Annotated in this window: 23 protein-coding genes; 11 read left to right on the top strand and 12 right to left on the bottom strand. The window is 63.0% G+C overall.

What is annotated here, in order from left to right:
* Nucleotides 1–43: 43 nt before the first annotated feature.
* Nucleotides 44–814, top strand: coding sequence for a FadR/GntR family transcriptional regulator (locus ACEN84_RS25485; protein WP_130280629.1), 771 nt, complete (start codon nucleotides 44–46; stop codon nucleotides 812–814).
* Between the two features lie 78 nt (nucleotides 815–892).
* On the opposite strand, the gene ACEN84_RS25480 is transcribed toward ACEN84_RS25485, so the two are convergent.
* Together ACEN84_RS25480 and ACEN84_RS25475 are read right to left on the bottom strand one after the other, a co-directional pair.
* On the bottom strand, nucleotides 893–1,918 hold the full coding sequence (locus ACEN84_RS25480; protein WP_246777594.1) for a cell wall hydrolase: 1,026 nt from the start codon (nucleotides 1,916–1,918) through the stop codon (nucleotides 893–895).
* Nucleotides 1,919–2,046: 128 nt separating this feature from the next.
* Entirely contained in the window at nucleotides 2,047–3,015 is a 969-nt protein-coding gene (locus ACEN84_RS25475; protein ID WP_413712125.1) for a LysR substrate-binding domain-containing protein, read from the bottom strand.
* 113 nt (nucleotides 3,016–3,128) lie between these two features.
* On the opposite strand from ACEN84_RS25475, the gene ACEN84_RS25470 reads away from it, so the two are divergent.
* Nucleotides 3,129–4,532: an MFS transporter gene (locus tag ACEN84_RS25470; protein WP_413712124.1), complete on the top strand. Its 1,404-nt coding sequence runs from the start codon at nucleotides 3,129–3,131 to the stop codon at nucleotides 4,530–4,532.
* Nucleotides 4,533–4,565: 33 nt separating this feature from the next.
* Here ACEN84_RS25470 and ACEN84_RS25465 read toward each other — a convergent pair whose 3' ends face one another.
* A complete protein-coding gene (locus ACEN84_RS25465) occupies nucleotides 4,566–5,033 on the bottom strand; it encodes a MarR family winged helix-turn-helix transcriptional regulator (protein WP_413712123.1) in 468 nt (155 codons plus the stop codon).
* Nucleotides 5,034–5,157: 124 nt separating this feature from the next.
* Between ACEN84_RS25465 and ACEN84_RS25460 the strand changes: the two genes are divergently transcribed.
* Entirely contained in the window at nucleotides 5,158–5,580 is a 423-nt protein-coding gene (locus tag ACEN84_RS25460) for an organic hydroperoxide resistance protein (RefSeq protein WP_112714911.1), read from the top strand.
* A gap of 45 nt (nucleotides 5,581–5,625) precedes the next feature.
* Here ACEN84_RS25460 and ACEN84_RS25455 read toward each other — a convergent pair whose 3' ends face one another.
* The 3 genes from ACEN84_RS25455 to ACEN84_RS25445 form a co-directional block, all read right to left on the bottom strand.
* Entirely contained in the window at nucleotides 5,626–6,555 is a 930-nt protein-coding gene (locus tag ACEN84_RS25455) for an IS110 family transposase (RefSeq protein WP_413710052.1), read from the bottom strand.
* A gap of 457 nt (nucleotides 6,556–7,012) precedes the next feature.
* Nucleotides 7,013–7,975, bottom strand: coding sequence for a dihydrodipicolinate synthase family protein (locus ACEN84_RS25450; RefSeq protein ID WP_413712122.1), 963 nt, complete (start codon nucleotides 7,973–7,975; stop codon nucleotides 7,013–7,015).
* A gap of 125 nt (nucleotides 7,976–8,100) precedes the next feature.
* Complete coding sequence (locus tag ACEN84_RS25445; protein ID WP_413712121.1) at nucleotides 8,101–8,805, bottom strand: GntR family transcriptional regulator; 705 nt, start codon at nucleotides 8,803–8,805, stop codon at nucleotides 8,101–8,103.
* A gap of 162 nt (nucleotides 8,806–8,967) precedes the next feature.
* Here ACEN84_RS25445 and ACEN84_RS25440 point away from each other — a divergent pair, with 162 nt between their 5' ends.
* From ACEN84_RS25440 to ACEN84_RS25410, 7 genes are read left to right on the top strand one after another with little or no spacing between them, the layout of a single operon-like run.
* Nucleotides 8,968–9,849: a dihydrodipicolinate synthase family protein gene (locus tag ACEN84_RS25440; RefSeq protein WP_413712120.1), complete on the top strand. Its 882-nt coding sequence runs from the start codon at nucleotides 8,968–8,970 to the stop codon at nucleotides 9,847–9,849.
* Between the two features lie 24 nt (nucleotides 9,850–9,873).
* A complete protein-coding gene (locus ACEN84_RS25435; RefSeq protein ID WP_112714885.1) occupies nucleotides 9,874–10,533 on the top strand; it encodes a GntR family transcriptional regulator in 660 nt (219 codons plus the stop codon).
* Between the two features lie 57 nt (nucleotides 10,534–10,590).
* A complete protein-coding gene (locus ACEN84_RS25430) occupies nucleotides 10,591–11,922 on the top strand; it encodes an ABC transporter substrate-binding protein (RefSeq protein ID WP_413712119.1) in 1,332 nt (443 codons plus the stop codon).
* Nucleotides 11,922–12,857, top strand: coding sequence for a carbohydrate ABC transporter permease (locus tag ACEN84_RS25425; RefSeq protein WP_413712118.1), 936 nt, complete (start codon nucleotides 11,922–11,924; stop codon nucleotides 12,855–12,857). The genes ACEN84_RS25430 and ACEN84_RS25425 overlap by 1 nt, the downstream gene beginning before the upstream one ends.
* Nucleotides 12,857–13,678: a carbohydrate ABC transporter permease gene (locus ACEN84_RS25420; RefSeq protein WP_112715124.1), complete on the top strand. Its 822-nt coding sequence runs from the start codon at nucleotides 12,857–12,859 to the stop codon at nucleotides 13,676–13,678. The genes ACEN84_RS25425 and ACEN84_RS25420 overlap by 1 nt, the downstream gene beginning before the upstream one ends.
* A 25-nt stretch (nucleotides 13,679–13,703) precedes the next feature.
* Nucleotides 13,704–14,759, top strand: coding sequence for an ABC transporter ATP-binding protein (locus ACEN84_RS25415; protein WP_413712117.1), 1,056 nt, complete (start codon nucleotides 13,704–13,706; stop codon nucleotides 14,757–14,759).
* An 8-nt stretch (nucleotides 14,760–14,767) separates the two neighbouring features.
* Nucleotides 14,768–15,691, top strand: a complete 924-nt coding sequence (locus ACEN84_RS25410) for a PfkB family carbohydrate kinase (RefSeq protein WP_413712116.1) — start codon at nucleotides 14,768–14,770, stop codon at nucleotides 15,689–15,691.
* A 3-nt stretch (nucleotides 15,692–15,694) separates the two neighbouring features.
* On the opposite strand, the gene ACEN84_RS25405 is transcribed toward ACEN84_RS25410, so the two are convergent.
* The 6 genes from ACEN84_RS25405 to ACEN84_RS25380 all read right to left on the bottom strand — a co-directional run bounded on the left by ACEN84_RS25405 (nucleotide 15,695) and on the right by ACEN84_RS25380 (nucleotide 21,419).
* Entirely contained in the window at nucleotides 15,695–16,339 is a 645-nt protein-coding gene (locus ACEN84_RS25405; RefSeq protein ID WP_413712115.1) for a CDP-alcohol phosphatidyltransferase family protein, read from the bottom strand.
* 1 nt (nucleotide 16,340) lies between these two features.
* Entirely contained in the window at nucleotides 16,341–16,727 is a 387-nt protein-coding gene (locus tag ACEN84_RS25400; protein ID WP_413712114.1) for a hypothetical protein, read from the bottom strand.
* Nucleotides 16,724–17,674, bottom strand: coding sequence for a phosphatidate cytidylyltransferase (locus ACEN84_RS25395; protein ID WP_130280605.1), 951 nt, complete (start codon nucleotides 17,672–17,674; stop codon nucleotides 16,724–16,726). Before ACEN84_RS25395 ends, ACEN84_RS25400 begins: the two co-directional genes overlap by 4 nt.
* Entirely contained in the window at nucleotides 17,671–18,324 is a 654-nt protein-coding gene (locus tag ACEN84_RS25390; RefSeq protein WP_413712113.1) for a lysophospholipid acyltransferase family protein, read from the bottom strand. Before ACEN84_RS25390 ends, ACEN84_RS25395 begins: the two co-directional genes overlap by 4 nt.
* A gap of 98 nt (nucleotides 18,325–18,422) precedes the next feature.
* On the bottom strand, nucleotides 18,423–19,724 hold the full coding sequence (locus ACEN84_RS25385; protein WP_112714869.1) for a hemolysin family protein: 1,302 nt from the start codon (nucleotides 19,722–19,724) through the stop codon (nucleotides 18,423–18,425).
* Nucleotides 19,725–19,871: 147 nt separating this feature from the next.
* Nucleotides 19,872–21,419 carry a putative bifunctional diguanylate cyclase/phosphodiesterase gene (locus ACEN84_RS25380; protein WP_413712112.1) on the bottom strand — a complete coding sequence of 516 codons (1,548 nt, stop codon included), beginning with the start codon at nucleotides 21,417–21,419 and terminating at the stop codon, nucleotides 19,872–19,874.
* A 163-nt stretch (nucleotides 21,420–21,582) separates the two neighbouring features.
* Here ACEN84_RS25380 and ACEN84_RS25375 point away from each other — a divergent pair, with 163 nt between their 5' ends.
* Nucleotides 21,583–21,789, top strand: a complete 207-nt coding sequence (locus tag ACEN84_RS25375; RefSeq protein ID WP_130280599.1) for a hypothetical protein — start codon at nucleotides 21,583–21,585, stop codon at nucleotides 21,787–21,789.
* Nucleotides 21,790–21,887 lie beyond the last annotated feature (98 nt).

Genomic DNA, 21,887 nt, shown 5'->3' with positions numbered 1-21,887 from the left:
CGGCGCCACCCGGCTTTAGAGGGTGGCGCGCAAGGAGAAGAAGATGGAAGCAGCCGCACCACCGCTGAGGGTCCAGGGGGAACAGCGGCTCTACCAGATCGTCGCGCGGCGGATCGCCCGGATGATCGAGGCGAATGTCAAGAATCCCGACTGGCGCATGCCTTCCGAGCGCGAGCTTGCGGAAGAGCTCGAGGTCAGCCGCCCCGTCGTGCGCGAGGCGGTGATCGCGCTCGAAATGCGCGGCCTCGTCGAAGTGAAGGGCCGGGCCGGTATCGTCGTGCTGCCGGTCCGCGGCAACCAGGTGAATTTCGACAAGATCAATGCCGATGCCGGGCCGGGACCGTTTGAGTTACTGGAAGCCCGGCTTGCGATCGAATCCAGCGCGGCGGCGATGGCCGCCGAGCGGGCGACGAATTACGATATCGCGGTGCTCGAAGAATGCATTGCGCAGATGGAACACGAGACCGATGTCACCCTGCTCAACGAAAAGGGCGACCGCGATTTCCACATGACCATCGCCCGGATGACCGGCAACGCGATCATCGTCTCGATCGTCGAGGCGCTCTGGGTGCAGCGCGACGAGTCGCTGATGTGGAAGAAGCTGCATGAGCACATTCACGCACCCAGCGTCCGGCCGCTGTGGATCGGCGATCACCATGCGGTTCTGACGGCGCTCAAACTGCGCAATCCCGACGCCGCCTACAAGGCGATGGCCCGCCATATCCGCAATGTCAGCAACGAGCTGATGGAAGCCGACGAACGCGGCCGCTTCGCGCCTGATGTGATGCAGGCCGATGAGGGCAAGACGCGGTAATCAAGCGAAGACGTAAGCCCAATAAAAAGCTCCCGTGGCGTAAGCCAGGGAGCTTTTTTTCAATGGAGCGATCCGCCTTTAGCCGCCGGCGCGCAGCGGCCCGAGATTGAGCGATGCGCTGTTGTAGGCCGGGCGCGGCGTTGGCAGGACGACGCGGGTGGGCGGGGTCAGCACATCGGCGGCGGGCTGCAGCTGTGGTGCCTGCAGGGTCTGGGGTGCCGGCTGCGCCTGGAATTGCATCTGCATCTGTGAGGCCTGCGGCAGCGAGCCTGTGGAGGCGGGCTGGAGGGCCAGGGCGGGTGCGGCTTCGCCGGGCATCGCAGCCGGGACCGGGCCGGTCTCCGGCAGCAGGATTTCGAACGGCGCCGGGCCATCCGGATCAGCGGCGGCGACCTGCGTATAGGCGACCTGTGTCGAAGGCGGCGGCGGAGCGCCGACGGCAGGCGTTGCCGGGGCCGGCTGCGGCGCAGCGCTATACTGCTCGACGCCGGCGAACTGGACGGCGCCCGAGCGCTGGTCGTTGGAAACGTAGTTCATCGCGACTTCATAGGAAGGCATCGGCGCCGGCGTCTGCAATTCGCCGTCCTTGCCGCGCTTCTCGTAGAAGACGTTGCCGCCGGCGGCGGTGACGTAGTGCATATTGCCATAGGGGAATCTCAGCCCCTCGGTATGGAAGAACATCGCTTCCTTGACGCCCGGATGGCGGGCGCCGCGCAGAATGTCGTCGGCGGCAGCATCGAGCTGCGGCTCGGCAACCGGCTCGACTGTGCGGGTCAGGACGCCAGGCGCAAACTGCTTCTTCTGGCCGACAACACCGCAGATGGAATCGGAATAGGCCTGCGAGGTCAGGCGGTTCATCACCACAGTACCGACGGCCATATAGCCATCACGATCCGAATGCTCGGATTCGAAATACATCGCGCGCTTCAGGCACTCGCGGTCCTTGGCGGTGTAATTATAGGTGACTTTGCCCGGAGCGGCGGCGACTGTCTTCTTCGCTGCGGGCGTTGCTTTGGCATCGAGTGCGTCCGGCTCGTTGGCCGTGCTGCAACCCGTGACGGCCAGTCCTGCGAACAAAATCGCGGAGATGGTTTTGCCCCTCAACGGCAGTGCCTCCCAAGTTTTATCGGTCCAGCCCCAAATCACTCGGCGAGACGTTGTACCTCACGTTCCCGATTATGCCAAACACATTTCGTGATCGGCTTTTTTAAGGCAGCTTGGCAAACAAGTCGTTAAGCAGCGGCTTTTTTCGCAATCGTGGTCGTGCATCCGGAGGCTTCGAGGGCGGCCGATGCCACCTCGATGAACAGTCTGCGGAACCAGACGGCCCGGCCGTCGGCCTGGTCGACGCGGCGGTAAAGCATGGAGACGGGATCGGCCGGAATGTCGAAGGGCAGCCTGGCGATCGCCAGGCCGTGCAGCTGTGCCATGCAACGGGCGATTGCTTCGGGCACCGTCGCGATCGCCGGCATTGCCTTCAGCGCCGTCGGCAGCGCCGAGAAGCGGGGCACGCTGGCGGCAACCGTCCGCTTCTGGCCGATGCGGGCAAGCGCGATGTCCAGCGTGGTCGCCGCCACGTCGCTGTCATAGGCGATGGTAATATGCGGGTTGGCGACGAAATCGGCGAGGCCGAGCGGTGCCTTCAGATGGAGCTGAGTGGGGTCGTAAATCGACATCGAGCATTGCTCGAACAGCGGCTCCCGTACGTGCCATGAGGCCGGTTCGTCATGGACGGCGACACTGAAGTCATAGGCGCCGTCATCGAGAAGCTTGGCCGCCTCTCGCTTTTCCGAGGCGACGCCGATCAGCTTCGCGCCGGGCGCCAGCCGCCGCAGGCGCGCCGCCAGCGGGCCGAAGAAGGCGGTCTCGAGATTGTCGCACATGCTGATGCGGAACTCGCCTTCATAGCTTGCGGGCTCGAAGGCGGCGGGTGGACGGATGGCTTTCTCGATGCAGGTGAGCGCCTCCTCGATGACCGGCGCGATCGACAGCGCCCGCGGCGTCGGCTGCAAGCCACGCCCGACGCGCACGAAAAGTTCGTCGTTCAGCGCCTCCCGCAATCGCTTCAGGGCGGCTGAAAGCCCGGGCTGCCCGAGCAGCAGCCGTTCGGCCGCGCGGCTGACATTGCGCTCCTGCATCAGCACCGAGAAGGCGAGAAGCAGGTTCAGGTCGATCTTTCTAAGGGTCGCATCGTTTATCATTATCAGTAATACCTGCCATGGGTACTATCAATTTGCAATAGGATTAGGAGATGGTCATTTTCTCGTTCCCTGCCGCTTCCTCCCAACCGCGGCAGCCGAAAGGAACGATTTCGATGACACTCTCCCAATCGCCAAGGGGCGCGGGGCTGGCATTGCTGCTGCTCTGCGCCGCCAATTTCCTTGATGCCATGGATGTTTCCACCATCGGCGTGGCGCTGCCCGCCATCCAGGCGGAACTTGGGATGCCGGCCACCTCGCTGCAATGGGCCGTCAGCGCCTATGTGCTGGGCTATGGCGGCTTCCTGCTGCTCGGCGGCCGCGTCGCCGATGTCTTCGGCCATCGCCGCGTCTTCCTCTGGTCGCTCGCTGTCTTCGCCGCCGCCAGCATCGCCGGCGGCTTCGTGGACAGCGGCCCGACACTGATCGCCGCCCGTCTGATCAAGGGCATCGCCGCCGCCTTTACCGCGCCTGCTGCACTCGCCCTGCTGCTCTCCGTCTTCGGGGAAGGCAATGCCCGCGCCAAGGCGCTCGGCGTCTTCGCCTCGACGGGGGCGACCGGCTTCGTGCTCGGCATGGTTCTCGGCGGTGCCGCCACCATCATCAGCTGGCGGGCGACGCTGGTCATGGGCGCCCCGGTGGCGATCCTTGCACTGATCGCCGCTCCCTATGTGCTGCCGCGCGACGTGGCGCTCGGCGGCAAGCGCCCCTCCTTCGACTGGGCCGGCGCGCTGACCATCACCCCCGGCCTGCTGCTCTTCGTCTTCGGCATCACCAATGCCGCTGCCGAGGGCTGGAATGCGGTCCCGACCTGGGGCTCGCTCGTTGCCGCCGCAGTGCTGATCGGCCTCTTCCTCGTTGTCGAATCCCGGCACAAGGATCCGATGGTGCCGCTCGGCATCTTCCGCAAGGCGAAGCTCAGCCATGCCAACCTGCTGGCAGCCCTTTTCCAGGGCGTCTATGTCGGCTTCCAGTTCATCGCCACGCTCTATTATCAGGATGAACTCGGCTGGTCGGCCTTTGCGACCGGGTTCTGCTTCGCCTTCGGCGGCGTCTGCGTCATGGTGCTGGCACCGCGCTTCGCCACGATCGCACAGAACCGCGGCACGACGGCGCTGATGACTGCAGGCGTCGCCCTGCAGGCCTCGAGCTATATCTTCTGGGTGCTGGCCGCCGGCCACGTCAATCCGGTGCTGCTCGTTGCGCTGTCGCAGATCCCACTCGGCGTCGGCTATGCGATGACCTATCCGTCGGTGCAGGTTGCGGCACTCTCTGATGTCGAGGAAGACAAGTCGGGCCTCGCCTCCGGTCTGCTCTTCGCCGCCTTCCAGATCGGCGGCGGCATCGTGCTCGCAGCAGCCTCCGCCGTCTTCAGTGCCGCCCCGTCGATGAGCTACGACGCCTATACCGCGGGCGTCAGCTTCGTCGCCATCCTCTCGGTGCTGGTGGTCCTCTTCGCCGCTCTCGGTCCGCGCGGCTCCCGCGCTGCAGTCCCGGCCGCCTATCAGGCCGCCGAATAACAAAACCGGCCCGCGCCATCGGCGCGGGTCTCTTCACTCCGCGCCGTTCAAATTCGACCGCAGGCCTTCCAGCAGCTTGCGGATCTCCGTCATTTCATCGAGCGTGCAGCCGATCGCGTCGCCGATCGAGCCCATGATCATATCGACCTCGCCGCGCATCGCGTCGCCCTTCGGCGTCAGCGAGACCAGCACCTGGCGCTCGTCACGGGAATCGCGGGTGCGCTTGATCAGGCCGTTCTGTTCCAGCCGCTTCAGGAGTGGCGAGAGCGTGCCGGAATCGAGGTCGAGCTTTTCGCCGATCGTCTTCACCGGCAATTCCGATTTTTCCCAGAGCACCAGCATGGCCAGATATTGCGGGTAGGTGAGGCCGACCTTGTCGAGGATCGGCTTGTAGGCGCGGGTGAAGGCGTGCGCCGTCGAATAGACCGCGAAACAGAGCTGGCGCTCCAGCTTCTTTTCCTCTGCCGGTATTTCCATCGTCCTTGCCGTCTGCGCTTTCATATCCGTGTGTCCTGTCTCTGCAATTGTCGTCTTTTCAGATTCCGAATGCAATTTGCAAAATTCACTTGCGTACAATTTAATTGCGCATTATATAAATCGCAACCCCAGCGCAAAGGAGACTGACATGCCTATCCTCTACACCACCCAAGCATCCGCCACCGGTGGCCGCGCCGGCCGCGCCGTAACCGATAACGGCGTTCTCGACGTCACGCTGACGGTTCCGAAGGAACTCGGCGGCGACGGCGCCACCGGCACCAACCCGGAACAACTCTTTGCCGCTGGCTACTCCGCCTGCTTCCTCGGCGCTCTGAAATTTGTCGCTGGCCAGCAGAAGGTCAAGATTCCGGAAGACGCGACGGTCTCCGCCAAGGTCGGCATCGGCCCGCGCGAAGACGGCACGGGCTTCGGCATCGAAGTGGCGCTGACGGTCCACATCCCGGGCCTCGATCGCGAAACGGCTGAAAAGCTTGCCGCCGCCGCCCACATCGTCTGCCCGTACAGCCACGCGATGCGCACCTCGACCGAAGTTCCGGTCACGGTTGCCTGATTGCGCTTCACCTTCTCCCCGCGGGGAGAGCGACTGTCTTTGGCGTCAAGCGTTTTGCCATGGTTTTGCGTCCCGGATGATAGCGTTGAGGATGGTGAGGAGCTTTCGCATGGTTGCGACGATGGCGACGATCTTCGGCTTGCCCGCGGCGACGAGCCGGTCGCGGAAGGCCTTGAGACCTGGGTTGTGACGGCTTGCGACGAGGGCGGCCATGAACAGAACGGCGCGCACCTTGCCTCTGCCGCCGCCGATGAAGCTCTTGCCCTTCCATTTGCCCGACTGCCGCGTCCAGGGCGCCAATCCTGCCAGTGAGGCGATCTGGCGCCGGTCGAGGCTGCCGAGCTCCGGCAGTTCGGCCAGCAGCGTGCGGGCCGTTGTCGACCCGACGCCTGGCACGGAGACCAGCAGGCTCTCGCGCACCCGCCATATCGGCGACTTGCGGATATGGTCGTCGAGATCGGCATCGAGGCTTTCGAGTTCGCGCCGCAAGGCCGCAAGCAAGCGCTTGATGCTTTTCTGCGCCTGTCTTGCCAACACCATACGCAGCCGGTTCTCCTCGGCAACGATCATCTGCACGATCTGGCGCCTGCGGGCGACGAGTTCCGAAAGAGCCTGCGTCTCGGCATCGCGCAGAGGCCGGATCTCGGGCTTGGTCGCCAGCACGAAGGCGGCAATGACGGCCGCATCGATCGGGTCGGTCTTGGCCTTGCGGCCAATGGCATTGGCATAGGCACGCACCTGCGCCGGATTGACGACGAGCACCGTCAGGCCTGCCGATGACAGTCCGGCCACAGCTTGCGTCTCGAACCCGCCAGTCGCCTCAAGCGCGATCGCATCGGCCCCGATCGCCTTCAGTCGGCCGGTCAGCTCGCCAATGCCGGCATCGTCGTTGTCCACCGCAAAAGCCTCGCCCTGCGGAAGCACCGCCACGTCGAGCCGGTCTTTCGAAACATCGATGCCTACTATCGTCTCCATCGGATCCCATCCTTGCCTAAGCGGGCTTTGCCTGCGCAAGCGGCCCTGGCGACTGTTCGGGTTCAATGGAACGGCGGACGGAGACCCAGGCTCTCCCACGGGCTTGGTGTCCCAAAGGTGCATCGGTCTTCCATCCGCCACCGCGATAGGCATTACAGCCTCGATAGCGGATAAAGGGAAGTTACAAAGGTGGCGGCAGCCGGATGAGGGGGCCGCGCACGCTCAGCCTCCCTCATCTCCGCACCCTAAGGGCTTCGCCACAGGATCTGACAGAGGTCCAGCCGGCCCCAACTCCTTGGGGTGACAAGCGACTCTTCTCGCTGCTCAGACGCGCGGCGGCTGGCTTCCCCTGACATCCCGTGGGCGCAACCCCAAGGGCATCGGAAAGAGAGAAGCCATAAGAAAAGCGGCTGGAGTTACCTCCAGCCGCCTCAAAACTCAGACCTCAAAGAAGCCCTCAGGCCTTGTACTTCGCAACCGCACCCGGGAGCTTGCTCCACTCGGCGTACCAGCTGTTGAACAGCTTGAACTGGCTCTCGACATAGCCGCGCTGGCTGTCGCTGAGCACGTCGCTTTCGTTGAAGTGCAGCGTGTATTCTTCGTCACCCTTCAGCACCATCATGTGCTTGAAGAACAGCACGAGATCCGGGCCTTCGTCGAAGGAAGAGAGAACGGCGAGTGCCTGTTCCAGTTCCTGGGCGCGCTGGCGGGCGTCGACGTCACCCTTGGCTGCAGCCTGGGAGAGATTGCAGAGCGTGATGACTTCCTTCGGCAGGACGTTGCCGATGCCGGTGATGGCGCCGGTTGCGCCGCAATTGACGAAGCCGTGGAAGACGGCCGTGTCGACGCCGATCATCAGCGAGACGCCGTCATCGCGGCTGGTGATGTTTTCAGCCGCATAGCGCATATCCGCCGGGCCACCGAATTCCTTGAAGCCGACAAGGTTGGAATGTTCGGCGCGCAGCGCGAAGAACAGGTCGGCGCGGGTGGCGAAGCCGTAATAGGGGCTGTTGTAGATGACAGCCGGAAGATCGGGAGCAGCAGAAAGGATCGCCTTGAAATGGGACTTCTGGGCAGCGATGACCGAACCGCGGGAGAGGACGCGCGGGATGACCATCAAGCCCTGGGCGCCGACCTTTTGGGCATGCGCCGCATGGGCGACGGCGGACGCCGTGTTAACTGCACCGGTGCCGACGATGACCGGAACGCCGGCCTTGACCAGGCGCTCGACGCCTTCCATGCGCTGCTCGTCGCTAAGGAGCGGCCAGTCACCCATAGAGCCGCAATAGACGACGGCCGACATACCGTCGGCGATCAGCTGCTTGCCCTTGCGCACCAGCTGATCGAAATCAGGAGTGCGGTCCTTCTTGCAGGGGGTCATGAGCGCCGGGATGACGCCGGAAAAGATCTTGGCCTTCATGTCAAACTCCTTCAGCGGATAGCGAATGATCGTAGCTACAAAGGCGCAAAATCAGCTGCGCTTCAAGCTCTGATATATCATCTAGCACTTTGTATTTTATTTGTCGACAAGAATTCGACGACGCCTCACAAATCGATATCGTGCCGCTGGTTTCGCGAAAACAGCGTCTGGATCTGGGCGACGATCTGCTCGGCATGCGCCTTCGCGAGCCGGTCGGCAGCGTCGACGTCGCGGGCCTCGATTGCGGCGATCATGTCCTCGTGCTCGTCGACGAATTGCTGCGGCAGCCGGTCGCCATAGGACTGGTAGTAGAGCCTGAGGATCCGGCGGCCCTCGTCGAGCAGCCGGTTGAACAGGCTGATGTAATAGGGATTGCGTCCGGCCTCGGCGATCGCCGCGTGCAGCGCAGCGTTGGTGGCGATCATCGCCAGCGCATCCTGCGCCTCGGCGGCAGCGGTAAAGCGCCCCTGCTCCGCCCGGATCGCCTTCAGATCCTCGGGGCGGTGATACTGCGCCGCAAGCCGCGTCGTCACCCGGTACATCAGCACCAGAGCATCGAAGAAGGTGTGCATGTTGAGGAAATCGATATTCGCCACCATCGTCGAGCGGTTCGGCAGCGTATCGATCAGTCCCTCGCCCGAAAGCCGCACCAGCGCCTCGCGGATCGGCGTGCGCGACATGCCGAACCGCTCGGCGAGCTGCACCTCGTCGATCGGGCTACCCGGCGGCAGCACAAGATCGAGGATCTCGTCGCGCAGCACTTCATAGACCATCTTCACCCCGGAGCCGCGTTTGCGCTCGGGAACGGAGGCCGGGTCGGTATCGGTCATCGGCAGAATCCTTGTCTCTGACCTATCGAGTAAGGGCGGGCGCCAGCCGGATCAATCTTTTTCGGCATGCCCGCCCGCGCAACGGTGGAACACCACAAACAGGTTTACAGTCGCATACTGACATGTTAGTCAACATGTCACTGACCTCAGGGAGATGAAACGGTGGCGGGATTTGGTTTGTCGGTCGCTCTGGCGACGCCTTTCAAGAGCAGCGGAGCGATCGCGGCGGATGTGATGCTTGCACAGGCGAAGCGTTGCCTGGCATCCGGATGCGAGAGCGTCACGCTGTTCGGGACGACCGGCGAAGGCGCCTCGGTCGGCACCCAGGAACGCGAGCGCATTATCGACGCCTTTCTGGCCGCAGGCATCAAGCCATCGCAGATCGTCGTTGGTGTGCTGGTCGATGCGGCCGAAGATGCTGCCCATCAGATGGGGCAGGCACTGGCAAAGGGTGTGCGCAACATCCTTCTTGCTCCACCGTCCTATTTCAAGAACGTCGCCGATGACGGTCTCTTCGCTTGGTACGCGGATGTTTTTGCGCAGGTCGGAGACAAAGCGCGCGACGTTCTCGTTTACAACATCCCCTCGGTCACCATGGTCGCGCTCAGCATTGAGCTGATCGGCCGGCTGCGCAGTGCCTTCCCGTCGATCGTCACAGGTGTGAAGGATTCCTCGGGCGACTGGCCCTACACCGAAGTGCTGCTGCGCCAGCATGGCGATCTCATCATCCTGATCGGTGACGAACGGCATCTCGCCAAGGGTGTCCGCCTCGGCGGCCAGGGCGCTATCTCCGGCATGGCGAATTTCGCGCCGCTCGAAGTGCGGGCCATGGCGGTCGACGGCAAGGACGATATCCGCGTCGAGCGCTTCGTTGCCGAGCTTCTCAAGCATCCGGTGACACCGGCGGTGAAAGTCATGGTAGCAACCATGACCGGTGACGAAACATGGCTTGCAGTCCGTCCGCCTTTGACGTCAATCTCCGCCGACGGCAGGCGTGAGCTTGCGGCCGCCTTCGACAGCCTTTTCCAGACGAAGGCGGCTTGAGCGGCAATGTACGAGGAGAAGCCCATGGATGGAGCCGACGAGCAGCCGACGCTGCGGGAGAAAGCTTACGAGAGCTTTACCCGGCATCTGCTGGCCCGCGACGTCCGCCCTGGGCAATTCGTCTCCCAGCGCCGTCTGGTGGAACTGACGGGACTGACGCTCGGCGCCATTCGCGAACTGATCCCGCGGCTGGAGGCCGAAGGGCTGATCAAGACCGTGCCGCAGCGTGGATTGCAGATTGCCCATATCGACCTCAACCTGATCCGCGAAGCCTTTCAGCTTCGCCTCTTTCTGGAGAAGGAGGCCGTTGCGCTTTTCACGCAGTCGGCGACCGACGACACGATTGCGGCGATGCTCGCGACCCATCGTGAGATCGTCGCGGCGATCGAAGGCGGCAATGCTTCGCACGAGCTCGAAGGCTATGCGCAGGCGGTCGACTGGGGCATGCACGACGCCTTCATCGATGCGCTCGGCAACACGATCATTTCGAACGCCTACCGTGTCAATTCGATCAAGATGCGCCTGATCAGCCAGGAGCGCTTCCGCATCGACGGCCGCGTCGGCCCGGTCATGGGCGAGCATCTGCGGGTGCTGGAAGCGATCGAACGGCGCAACACAAATGAAGCGGTCGAGGCGCTCGCCGCGCATATCAATCACGCACGGAGCCGCGCGCTGAGATTATAGACGAAACGCCCGCGGTGAGGAGATCGCAGGGCATAAGGAGGAGGAGGAGAGACTAGCATGGCATCTTCATTCATCAATCCCACACGTCGCGGGTTCCTCGCGGGATCGGCCGCGATCGGCGCCGCCGGTCTGCTCGGCGTCAAGCCGGCATCGGCAGCCGTCGATTGGAAGCGCTTCGCCGGCACGACGCTCGAGGTCAATCTCGTCAAGAGCCCGCGCAGCGAGACCATTCTCAAGTATCTCAGCGAATTCGAAGAGATGACCGGCATTAAGGTCAATGCCGAGGCAACGCCGGAACAGCAGCAGCGCCAGAAGACGACGATCGAGCTGTCTTCCGGCAAGCCGAGCTTCGATGTCGTGCATCTCAGCTATCACGTCCAGAAGCGCCAGTTCGAAAAGGGCGGCTGGCTCGCCGATATCAGCGAATTCGTCAAGGATCCGTCGCTCACCGACCCGTCGCTCGTCGAGAGCGATTTCGCTGAAGCCGGCCTGACCTTCGCCAAGGATTCCGACGGCAAGCTGCGTTCGCTTCCCTTCTCGGTCGACTACTGGATCGTCTACTGGAACAAGGAACTCTTCGAGAAGAAGGGCCTGTCCTACCCCTCGACCTTCGAGGAAATGGTCAAGGCTGCCGAAGCCCTGACCGACAAGAGCACCAATACCTACGGCTTCGTCGCCCGCGGCCTGAAAAACGCCAACGTTCCCGTCTGGACGACGCTAATGCTCGGTTACGGCGGGACGCCGCTCGGCCCCGACGGCAAGCTGCGCACGACCTCCGACGAAGCTGTCGCTGCAGCAAAGATGTATCAGGAACTGATGACCAAGGCCGCGCCCGTCGGCGTTTCCGGCTTCAACTGGGCGGAGGCGCAGTCGGCCTTCCTTCAGGGCAAGATCGGCATGTGGCTCGACGGCGTCGGCTTCGCGCCGCCGATCGAGAACCCGGAAAAGTCCCGTGTTGTCGGCAAGGTCGGCTATGGCGTGATGCCGAAGGGCCCGAAGGCTCAGGCCGCTGCCACGACCGGTGACGGCATCGGCGTGGTCGCTGCCAGCAAGAACAAGGAAGCCGCCTACCTGTTTTGTCAGTGGGTCATTTCCAAGGAGATGGGTGCCCGTCTGCTGCAGGCCGGTGCCGGCGTGCCGTTCCGCAATTCCGTTCTCGAGGATCCGAAGGTCCGCGAAGGCGTCAAGATGCCGAGCGCATGGGTCGATGCCGTTGCCGCTTCGGCAAAGGTCTCGCAGCTGGCTCTGCCGGTCATCATCCCGGTCACCGAGTTCCGCGACATCTATGGCGTCGGCCTCACCAACATGATCGGCGGCGCCGATCCGGCCGCCGAACTGAAGACCGCAACCGCGCAGTTCGAGCCGGTCCTGGCACGAAGCGAGGGATAATGGCAGCCGTGAGCATGGAAACCGCGCGGAGCGATAGCGCCGCCAAGAACGGGGGCAAGCTGCGGCTTGCTCCCAATTACTGGCCCTTCGTGATCCCGGCACTTGTCGTCATTGCCGCGGTCATCGTCTTTCCGTGGGTTTTCACGCTCTGGATGAGCGTGAACAGCTGGACGCTTGGCCAGCCCGTCGTCTTTGCGGGTCTGGACAATTACGTCAGGCTGTTTACCGATTTCCGCTTCTGGGAGTCCCTCTGGCACACAGCGCTCTATACGCTGCTTGCAGTCGTGGCGCCTCTCTTCTTCGGCACGCTCGCTGCCCTGATCTTTGACGCGCAGTTTCCGCTGCGCGGTTTCCTGCGCGGCATCTTCGTCATGCCGATGATGGCAACCCCTGTCGCCATCGCGCTGGTCTGGACGATGATGTTCCATCCGCAACTCGGCGTGCTCAACTATCTCCTGTCGCTTGTTGGCATCGGCCCGCAGGAATGGATCTACAACCAAACCAGCGTCATCCCGTCGCTCGTTCTCGTCGAGACCTGGCAGTGGACGCCGCTGATCATGCTGATCGTGCTCGGCGGGCTAGCCGCCGTGCCGCGCGAGCCGTTCGAGAGCGCGGAAATCGATGGCGCCAATGCCTGGCAGAAATTCCGCTATCTGACACTGCCGATGATCGCCCCTTTCCTGATGATCGGCGTCATCATCCGCTCGATCGATGCGGTAAAGAGCTTCGACATCATTTATGCGATGACCCAGGGTGGTCCCGGCACGGCGTCGGAGACGATCAATATCTACCTCTACAACACGGCCTTCTCCTACTACGACATCGGCTATGCATCGGCGATGGCCGTCATCTTTTTCGTCATCATCGTCGCCCTCTCCTTCGTGCTGATGATGGTTCGCCAGCGCGCCAACTGGACCGATGTGGAGACACGATGATGAAGCGCAAGACGATCGATCGCATCGGGCTGTTCTTCGTGGCACTGGTCATGGTGTCGCCCGTCATCCTGTTCTTCCTATGGATGATCTCGTTGTCGCTGAAATACGAGATCGACAACGGCGCCTATCCGCCGATCCTGATTCCGGAACGCTTCGCCTGGTCGAACTATCTGCAGGTCTTTCAGGAGAACAATTTCTTCCTGTATTTCTGGAACTCGATCCTGGTGACTGGCGGCGCAACCCTGCTCGCCCTGCTGATCGGCGTTCCGGCCGGCTACGGCATCGCGCGGCTGAAGGCCGAGCGCTCGGCGATGGTGATCATGATCGCCCGCATGACGCCCGGCCTCTCCTTCCTGATCCCGCTTTTCCTGCTGTTTCAGTGGCTGAACCTGCTTGGGACGCTCTGGCCGCAGATCATCATCCATCTCGTCGTCACGGTCCCGATCGTCGTGTGGATCATGATCGGCTATTTCGAGACGACCCCAATGGAGCTTGAGGAAGCCGCCAGCATCGATGGCGCCACGCCTTGGCAGGTCTTCCGGCTGGTGGCGCTGCCGATCGCCAAGCCCGGCATCGTCGTCGCCTTCATTCTCTCGGTGATCTTCTCCTGGAACAACTTCGTCTTCGGCATCGTGCTGGCAAGCCGCGAGACCCGCACGCTGCCGGTTGCCGTCTACAACATGCTGTCCTTCGAACAGGTCAGCTGGGGACCGCTTGCCGCAGCCGCATTGATCGTCACGCTGCCGGTGCTGGTGCTGACGATGTTCGCGCAGAGACAGATCGTTGCGGGCCTCACGGCCGGTGCAGTCAAGGGCGGCTGACAGGCCGCATACAGGGAACGATTACATGGCAACCGTCAATATCAGGAATGTCCAGAAGCGCTTCGGCGCCGTCAACGTCATCCATGGCATCAATGTCGATATCGCCGACGGCGAATTCGTGGTGCTTGTGGGGCCGTCGGGCTGCGGCAAGTCCACATTGCTCCGGATGATCGCCGGCCTCGAGGAGACCAGCGACGGCGAAATCCGCATCGGTGCCCGCGACGTCAGCAATCTGCCGGCCCGCGACCGCGATATCGCCATGGTGTTCCAGAACTACGCGCTCTATCCGCACATGAGCGTTGCCGACAACATGGGCTTTGCGCTGAAGCTGAAGAAGGCCGATGCGGCTGAGATCACTGGGCGCGTCAACAAGGCGGCGGCAATCCTCGGCCTTGAAAAGCTGCTCGACCGCTATCCTAAGCAGCTCTCCGGCGGCCAGCGCCAGCGTGTCGCCATGGGCCGGGCCCTGGTGCGTGATCCGCAGGTCTTCCTATTCGATGAACCGCTTTCCAATCTCGACGCCAAGCTGCGCGTGCAGATGCGCGCCGAGATCAAGTCCCTGCATCAGCGTATCAAGACGACGACTATCTATGTCACGCACGACCAGATCGAGGCCATGACAATGGCCGACAAGATCGTCGTCCTGCATGACGGCGTCATCGAGCAGGTCGGCGCACCGCTGGAGCTTTACGACCGCCCCGCCAACCTCTTCGTCGCGGGTTTCATCGGCTCGCCGTCGATGAACTTTCTGGACGGCCGTATCGAGGAAGGCGTGTTCCGCACGGACAAGGGTCTTGTCCTGCCGCTGCCGGAGAACCTCAAGCTGTCGCCTCCGGCGGGACCTCTGGTTTATGGCGTGCGCCCGGAACATATCCGCAGCACCGCGAGTGGCATTGCCGGAACGGTCGGGCTGGTCGAAGGCACGGGGTCGGAGATCTTCGCCAAGCTGGACTGCGGCGGCGAGGAAATCTCCTGCCTGTTTCGCGAGCGGCTGACGATCGGCTACGGCGACAAGCTGACGGTTTCGATCGATCCCGCCCATATCCACCTCTTCGATAAAGCCAGCGGACAGCGGATCTGACGGCTGCGATGAGCGCTCCGGCCAAACCCCGCCATGTGCTTTTCGTCGGCGCCGCCGTGCTCGACACGTTGTTTCGCGTGCGCTCGATCCCGGCGCGGCCCTGCAAGGTTTTGCCGGACGAAATGCTGCAGGTCGCCGAGGGCATGGCGTCGAGCGCCGCTTATGCTGCCGTCAGGCTCGGCGGCATGGCAAGCCTCTGGGCTGCCGTCGGGGATGATGCCGCCGGTCAGCAGATAACATCGGAGCTTGCGGATGCCGGCATCAATGTCGAGGGCGTGCTGCAGGCGGCCGGAGCGCGCTCGGCGGTGTCGACGATCCTGATCGACGATGACGGCGAGCGGCTGATCGTACCCTTTTACGACAAGCGCCTTCACCACGAGATCCGCGACGTCACGCCCGGCGACCTCGCCGGCTTCGATGCCGTCATGGTGGACGTCCGCTGGCCTGCGCTGGCTGTCAAGGTATTGCGCGCGGCCAGACAGGCCGGAATGCCCGCAATCCTCGACGGCGACGTCGCGCCCGCAGCCGCGCTCGATATGCTGGCAGCCGAGGGCGACCACCTGCTCTTCTCCGAGCCCGCCGCGCATCTGCTGTCGGACAGCCCCGACCCGGCCGAAGCCGCAGCGATCCTCAAGAGACGCTATCCGCATGCGCTGGTCGCGGTCACCGCAGGCGAACATGGGTGCTATTGGTGGAACGAGGCGGCGGGGGCAGTCGCGCATGTCGCGACTTTCCCCGTCAAAGCCGTCGATACGCTCGCGGCGGGCGATATCTTCCACGGCGCTTACGCGCTGCTGACTGCCGAAGGATTAGCAGCGCAGGAGGCGATCCGCATGGCATCGGCCGCGGCAGCGTTGAAATGCACCGTCTTCGGCGGACGTCTCGGTGCACCCGATAGGGCCGCCGTGCTCGCGCTGATGAGCGGCCACTAGCCCTCAGACCCGGCCCTTCATCGAGCGGATCAGATTACGGCTGCGTCTGAGCGCAGTGAATGCCGCACCGATGGCGACGATCCAGAGGGCGGCGCGGAGGATATCGTTGTGAAGCCCGGCGAACGGTTCGAAGATCGACAGCACGGCGGAGGCGGTGACCGTTGCCATGCGGTGCTGCTTGGCCATCGGGCCGGAGAAATCGGCGCCCTGACCGGAGGCGCGGCCGAGTTCGCGGACATAGGCGGTCAGCACCGCGAAGGCCGCCGCCGCCCAGCCGAGGCCGGGATAGCCGATGCCAAGACCGATGCCGGCGAAAACAAGGATATCGGCGGCGCGGTCCGGAAACTCGTTCCAGAATGGCCCGTCGGCCGCCGCCTTGCCGCCCTCGACGGCGACCATGCCGTCGAACAGGTTGCAGAGCAGACGGAGCTGGCAAGAGAGCGCTGCGAGAAGCAGGAAGACGATCCGGGCGGAGCCCAGCCCCTGTCCCGCGAGGTAGAAGAACAGACCGGCGACCGCCGCGGCAAGGATGCTCGCCTGCGAGATCTGGTTCGGGGTAACCGATTTTCCGGCGAGCCAGCGCGCGGTCGACTGCGCCCACCAGCTGTTGCGGCTCGTCAGCGGACGGCGGTCTCCGGTCTCGGTCACGTCAGCTCCTCCCTTTCGATATCGAATAATTATAGAGCGCAGCATAGCTCGTCGAAACGAGAAGCGGCACGGCAATGGTCTTCAGGATTTCAGGCGTGCCGCTCAGCATGTGGAAAGTGACGAGCAGCGTCCCCGAACCCAACAAGGCGATCACCGGCGGCGCGACGAGGCGAAGCGGGCCGGAAAATATTGCCGACAGCCTCTCGACCACCCGCTTCAGAAACAGCGTCAGGCAACCCGACAGCGCGCCCTGCACCAGACCTGCCAAGAACATGCGCGGCAGGGGATAGGCGCGGTTGGCAAACAGCGCCCAGCTCCCCATCGCCACGAAGGCAAAGGCGACATGAACAGCGCTGCTTCGGCCAAGCCGCGCGACGAGGCCGCTCATGTCAGCGACCACCAGTAGCGGACGAGGTGGAAGAAGATCGGCGCCGAGAAGACCACCGAATCCAGCCGGTCGATCAGCCCGCCATGGCCCTCGATGATATGGCCCCAGTCCTTGACGCCGCGGTCACGCTTGATGGCCGACATGACGAGGCCGCCGAAGAAGCCCATCAGCGTGATGATCAGCGCCAGAAGGCCGGCCTGAAACGGCGTAAACGGGGTAATCCACCAGAGTGCCGCACCGATCAGCGTGGCGCTGGCAATGCCGCCGACGAAGCCCTCGACCGTCTTCGACGGCGAGAGTTTCGGAGCGATCTTGGTGCGCCCGAAGAGCTTGCCCCAGACATATTGCAGCACGTCGGAAAGCTGCACGACGATGACCAGGAAGGCGATGAGGAGAACGTTGCGGCCCTCGTAGCCTGGGATGGTCAAGGTCAACAGTGCCGGTACATGCGAGGCGCAGAAGACGCAGATCATCAGCGCCCATTGCACTTCGGCAATGCGGATCAGGAAGCGCTCGGTATCGCCGCGCAGCACCGAGACGATCGGCATCAGCAGGAAGGCATAGACGGGCACGAAGATGGAATAGATGCCGTATTCCTCCGCCCAGAGTAGATAATACTGGATCGGCAGGACGACGAAGAAGGCCGAGGCCAGCGCCCAGTGATCGGCCCGCTTGGTATTGGTGAGCGTGATGAATTCGCGCAGCGCCGCAAACGAGCAGAAGGCGAAAAGGATGATGACGCCCGCCCGGCCCGCCAGGAAGGCGATGCCGATGAAGATCACCATGATCCACCAGGCCTTGATGCGGGCATTCAGGTTTTCGATGGCGCTGTTTGCGCCGTCGGGCGAGAATTTCTTCTGCAGCACATAGCCGACCGCCGAAGCGACGATCAGGATGCCAAAGATGCCGAGAACCAGGGTGATGAGATCGGATTGAGCCTCGTTCATTCCGCAGCCCCTGCATGCTTGGGAGACAGCGCCAGCAATGCCCCGCGCGTCCGTTCGATAAATGCCTCCTTGGCCTCGCCCGCCTCAAGCCGCATCGGACTGCCGAAGGTGACGGTGCAGATCAGCGGGATCGGCACGATCTCTCCCTTCGGCATGACGCGGTTGAGATTGTTGATCCAGACGGGCACGAAATCGAGCTCCGGCCGCGCCTCGGCGAGATGGAAGATGCCGCTCTTGAAGGGCAGCAGCGGCTCCTCGGTCTGGTTTCTCGTGCCTTCGGGGAAGACGATCAGCGACGAACCGCTGTCGATCGCCGCCGCCATCTGCTCGATCGGGTCCTCGGTCCGGTGCTCCCTGTCACGCTGGATCAACACCGAGTTGAAGACATCGCGGCCAATGAAGGTACTGAGCGATGACTTCAGCCAGTATTCGGCGCCGGCGACCGGCCGGGCGCGCCGCCGCATCCGGGGCGGCAGCACCGCCCAGACCAGGATGAAATCGCCATGGCTGGAATGATTGGCAAAATAGACGCAGCGGCGGGGCGGCAGCCCCTCCGCCGACCAGATGGCACGCACCGCGGTGATGGCGCGCGCAAAGAGCACGATCGCCACCGCTGCAGGCTTGGCTAAGAAACGTCGCAAGTCTTGCATCGAGGTTCCTGCATTCAGGGTTGCAGAAACCTAGCCGCGTTTTAGGCGGACGTGAAGCAGCGCAGTAAGCCGGGTAAGATTTCCACAGGCGGCCGGCGTCAGGCCGACCGCGCTTCGCTTTCCTCGACCTCTGCGGAAACGAGGATCTTGTCGACGCGGCGGCCGTCGAGATCGATGACCTCGAAGCGCCAGCCGTTCTTGACGAAGCTCTCGCCGAGTTCCGGCAGGTGCTTCAGTTCCTCGAGGATCAGGCCCGCAACCGTCTGGAACTCGATGTCGTCATCAAGCTTGAAGCTCATGAACTCGGCGAATTCGTCGATCGGCGTCCAGCCGGAAACGAGATAGGAACCATCCGTGCGGCGAACGATCGCCTGCTCTTCGGACGGACCTTCGAGCAACGCGCCCATGATCGCTTCCATGATGTCGCCGGACGAGATGATGCCTTCGAAATGGCCGTATTCGTCATAGACGAGCACCATATGCACCGGCGACTTGCGGATCGCCTGGATCGCGTGGGTGGCGGTCGACAGGTCCGAGATGACCGGGACTTCGTGGGCCAGCGCCTGGATATCGGCATGGCCGTTGCTGTTCATCGCGTCATAGTAATCCTTGACGAAGAGCACGCCGAAGACTTCGTCGGAACTGCCGCGGCGCACCGGAACGCGCGAACGGCGCGTCTCTTGCAGCTGCTTGCGGATTTCTTCCGGAGTGTCGTCGATATCGACGACCTCGACATCACGGCGCGGCGTCATCAGCGCGCGCGCCGTGCGGTCAGCCAGGCGCATGACGCCTGAAATCATTGCCGATTCTTCGCTCTCGATAACGCCGGCGCTCTGCGCCTCGGCAAGAACGGTCTTGATCTCTTCGTCGGTCACGCCATCGCTGACCTTGCCGGACTGGCCAAGCAGCCTCAGCACCAGCTTGCCCGATGCATCGAGCAGCCAGACGAGCGGCAGCGCGAATTTCGACAGCACGACCATGGCCGGCGCCACCTTGGCGGCAACCGCTTCCGGCTCCCGCAGCGCGATCTGCTTCGGCACGAGTTCGCCGACGATCAGCGACAGATAGGTGATAGCGACGACGACGGTACCGACGCCGAGCGCATCAGAGAGTGCGGGGCCAACGCCCTGCTCGGAGAGCCACTGTGTCAGGCGGCCGCCGAGGGTGGCGCCCGAAAAGGCACCCGAGAGAACGCCGACCAGCGTGATGCCAATCTGCACGGTGGACAGAAAGCGTCCGGGATTTTCAGCAAGTCTGATGGCTTGAGTGGCGCCCCGGCTTCCGTGATCGGCGAGAACTTTAAGACGGGCGGGACGGGAAGAAACGACAGCAAGTTCGGACATGGCGAGCACACCGTTCAGAACGGTGAGCAATACCACGATAATGATTTCGACTAACAAAAGAAGCCTATAACATCGACAAGGATGGCCCCAAGATAAGGGCAAAGCGCTGACAATGAAAGCAAACGATCCGCGGAATTGCGGATATTTTTCAGTTCTCTTCTGACATTTCCGGGAGGAAGGCGGTACCGGGACGCCTCCGAACCGCTACACGCTGGCCTTGCGGAAGAGCATTGCCGCCTCGTCGACGGTCACCAGAGCGGTCACCGCCTGACCATGCTCGATGCCCGAGGAGATCAGCGGCGAGGCGTCACCCTCGATGCCATCGGCGGTCACCGTCAGCCCCAATCCATGGCCGAGACCGGCAAGCGCCCGCATCATCCGCGCCGAGCGGTCGTCGTTCAGATTTTCCGTGAAGCGCCGGTCGATCTTCACCTTGTCGAGCTTGAATTCCTGGATGTGATAGAGATTGGAATAGCCGGTGCCGAAATGGTCGAGCGTCATCGTCACGCCGGTTTCGCGCAGTGGCGCCAGCGCCTGCTTGGCGGTCTCGAAATCGCGCACCAGCGTTGCCTCGGCGATTTCCACTTCCAGCCGGTGCGGATCGAAATTGCAGGTCTTCAGGATCGACAGGATGGTCTGGCCGAGATTGGCATCCCGCAGCTGACCGGGGAAGATATCGATCGACAGCCTCGTTTCGGGCGGCCAGTTGCGTGCTCCGGCGCAAGCGCGTTTGAGCACGCTTTCGAACAGCGCATGGATCATGCCGGTCTCTTCGGCGATTGCCAGGAAGCGCTCGACGGGCACTTCCGTCTCTTCCATTTCCCAATAAGGCACAGCCTCGAAAGCAGTTACTTCGCCGGTATTAAGATCGAAGGAGGGCCGGAAGCGCGGTTCGATGGCGCCGTCCGCCATCGCCTTGCGTAGCGCCACTTCCATGCGGCCCCTCTCCTTCAGGAGCAGATCCATTTCCTCTTCGAAGAAGCGGATCGCCGAGCGCTGCTCGCCCTTGGCGCGGTAGAGCGCGACATCCGCCTTTCGCACCAGTTCGCTCGGCTGTTCGCCATCCCGCGGATAGAGCGAGATGCCGATTCCGGTGCCGATCTGGTGGATGATCGAGCCGGTGGCGATCGGATCGGCAAAGGCCTGGACGATGCGCATCGCGAGCGTCGTCGCGGCTTCGGCGCCCAAGAGATGCGGCGCCAGAATGACGAATTCGTCGCCGCCGAGACGGGCGACGAGATCGCCGGGCCGCACTGCAGAAAGAAGGCGCTGGGCGACGATCAGCAGCACCTCGTCACCGGCGCCGTGGCCGTAGCTGTCATTGATCTTCTTGAAGCCGTTGAGATCGAGCAGGAAAATGCCGTGCTGCTGGCCGGCCGCCGGCGGCGAGGAAGCCGCGACGCGCAGCGCGTCGTCGAACTGGCGCCGGTTGGCGAGACCCGTCAACGGATCCTGAAAGGCCAGTTCGCGTGCCTTGCGCTCGGCCACGATGCGGCGCGTCGTCTCACGCTTCTGGTCGATATAGCGGCGCACGGCAAAGACCAGCATGCCGACGGCGAGCAGCCCGCCCAGCATCAGCGCCTCATCGAGCTCGATCGTCTCCTCGGCCGCGCTGACCGCGCCTTCGGTGACGAAAATATCGACCTCGAAGGCGACATAGGCGACGACGAGCATCGCCGCTATGAGAATGAGAAGATCGTGTATCGAAACCCGATGCCGCATGTAGAACTGCCTGATATCACTGCGCTTCACGTCTTGTCTCCAAGCGCCTAAATCTGCGCGATTATCGGGGCTGCGCGTTAACGCTTCCTGCACGTGCAGCCTCACCCCGGCACAACTCGACGCGTCATCCACAGGGAACTTTTGTCCGCCTCGCCGGTTCCTTCTCCTCAACGAGCCTGGGGAGAATTATCTCATGACACAGATCCGTGAAACCGAACGCCGCGGCCGCACCCTGCGTGGCCGTCCCTACAGTCTGAGCGAGTTTGCGGAAAAATATGGCCTGGAAGATGACCAGGCAGAAGACCTCTTCTCGCGCTTCGGCCCGTCCTCGATCGAACTCGATCTGCTGATGGCCGCCAAGCGCCGTCCTCCGATCCGGCTTGAACAGGTCCTGCTCTGAGACGGGCCTTCAGTTCGGCCGAACATGCCGGTTTGTGACGCAAAGGACGGGTGATGAACACCACGGCGACAGCGACAAAGAAAGGCAAGGCGAACCCG

Origin of the sequence: Rhizobium sp. Rhizsp82, assembly GCF_047325115.1 — a bacterium.
GTDB lineage: Bacteria > Pseudomonadota > Alphaproteobacteria > Rhizobiales > Rhizobiaceae > Rhizobium.
Note: the sequence above shows the minus strand (reverse complement) of the source record. Positions and strands in the feature narration are given on the sequence as shown.

What these genes read in the sequence shown, in the direction of transcription:
- ACEN84_RS25375 (WP_130280599.1), top strand. Translation starts at nt 21,583, where the DNA reads ATGACACAGATCCGTGAAACCGAACGCCGCGGCCGCACCCTGCGTGGC.
- ACEN84_RS25430 (WP_413712119.1), top strand. Translation starts at nt 10,591, where the DNA reads ATGGCATCTTCATTCATCAATCCCACACGTCGCGGGTTCCTCGCGGGA.
- ACEN84_RS25485 (WP_130280629.1), top strand. Translation starts at nt 44, where the DNA reads ATGGAAGCAGCCGCACCACCGCTGAGGGTCCAGGGGGAACAGCGGCTC.
- ACEN84_RS25435 (WP_112714885.1), top strand. Translation starts at nt 9,874, where the DNA reads ATGGATGGAGCCGACGAGCAGCCGACGCTGCGGGAGAAAGCTTACGAG.
- ACEN84_RS25415 (WP_413712117.1), top strand. Translation starts at nt 13,704, where the DNA reads ATGGCAACCGTCAATATCAGGAATGTCCAGAAGCGCTTCGGCGCCGTC.
- ACEN84_RS25470 (WP_413712124.1), top strand. Translation starts at nt 3,129, where the DNA reads ATGACACTCTCCCAATCGCCAAGGGGCGCGGGGCTGGCATTGCTGCTG.
- ACEN84_RS25465 (WP_413712123.1), bottom strand. Translation starts at nt 5,033, where the DNA reads ATGAAAGCGCAGACGGCAAGGACGATGGAAATACCGGCAGAGGAAAAG.
- ACEN84_RS25475 (WP_413712125.1), bottom strand. Translation starts at nt 3,015, where the DNA reads ATGATAAACGATGCGACCCTTAGAAAGATCGACCTGAACCTGCTTCTC.
- ACEN84_RS25445 (WP_413712121.1), bottom strand. Translation starts at nt 8,805, where the DNA reads ATGACCGATACCGACCCGGCCTCCGTTCCCGAGCGCAAACGCGGCTCC.
- ACEN84_RS25460 (WP_112714911.1), top strand. Translation starts at nt 5,158, where the DNA reads ATGCCTATCCTCTACACCACCCAAGCATCCGCCACCGGTGGCCGCGCC.
- ACEN84_RS25395 (WP_130280605.1), bottom strand. Translation starts at nt 17,674, where the DNA reads ATGAACGAGGCTCAATCCGATCTCATCACCCTGGTTCTCGGCATCTTT.
- ACEN84_RS25425 (WP_413712118.1), top strand. Translation starts at nt 11,922, where the DNA reads ATGGCAGCCGTGAGCATGGAAACCGCGCGGAGCGATAGCGCCGCCAAG.
- ACEN84_RS25400 (WP_413712114.1), bottom strand. Translation starts at nt 16,727, where the DNA reads ATGAGCGGCCTCGTCGCGCGGCTTGGCCGAAGCAGCGCTGTTCATGTC.
- ACEN84_RS25455 (WP_413710052.1), bottom strand. Translation starts at nt 6,555, where the DNA reads ATGGAGACGATAGTAGGCATCGATGTTTCGAAAGACCGGCTCGACGTG.
- ACEN84_RS25420 (WP_112715124.1), top strand. Translation starts at nt 12,857, where the DNA reads ATGAAGCGCAAGACGATCGATCGCATCGGGCTGTTCTTCGTGGCACTG.
- ACEN84_RS25410 (WP_413712116.1), top strand. Translation starts at nt 14,768, where the DNA reads ATGAGCGCTCCGGCCAAACCCCGCCATGTGCTTTTCGTCGGCGCCGCC.
- ACEN84_RS25450 (WP_413712122.1), bottom strand. Translation starts at nt 7,975, where the DNA reads ATGAAGGCCAAGATCTTTTCCGGCGTCATCCCGGCGCTCATGACCCCC.
- ACEN84_RS25390 (WP_413712113.1), bottom strand. Translation starts at nt 18,324, where the DNA reads ATGCAAGACTTGCGACGTTTCTTAGCCAAGCCTGCAGCGGTGGCGATC.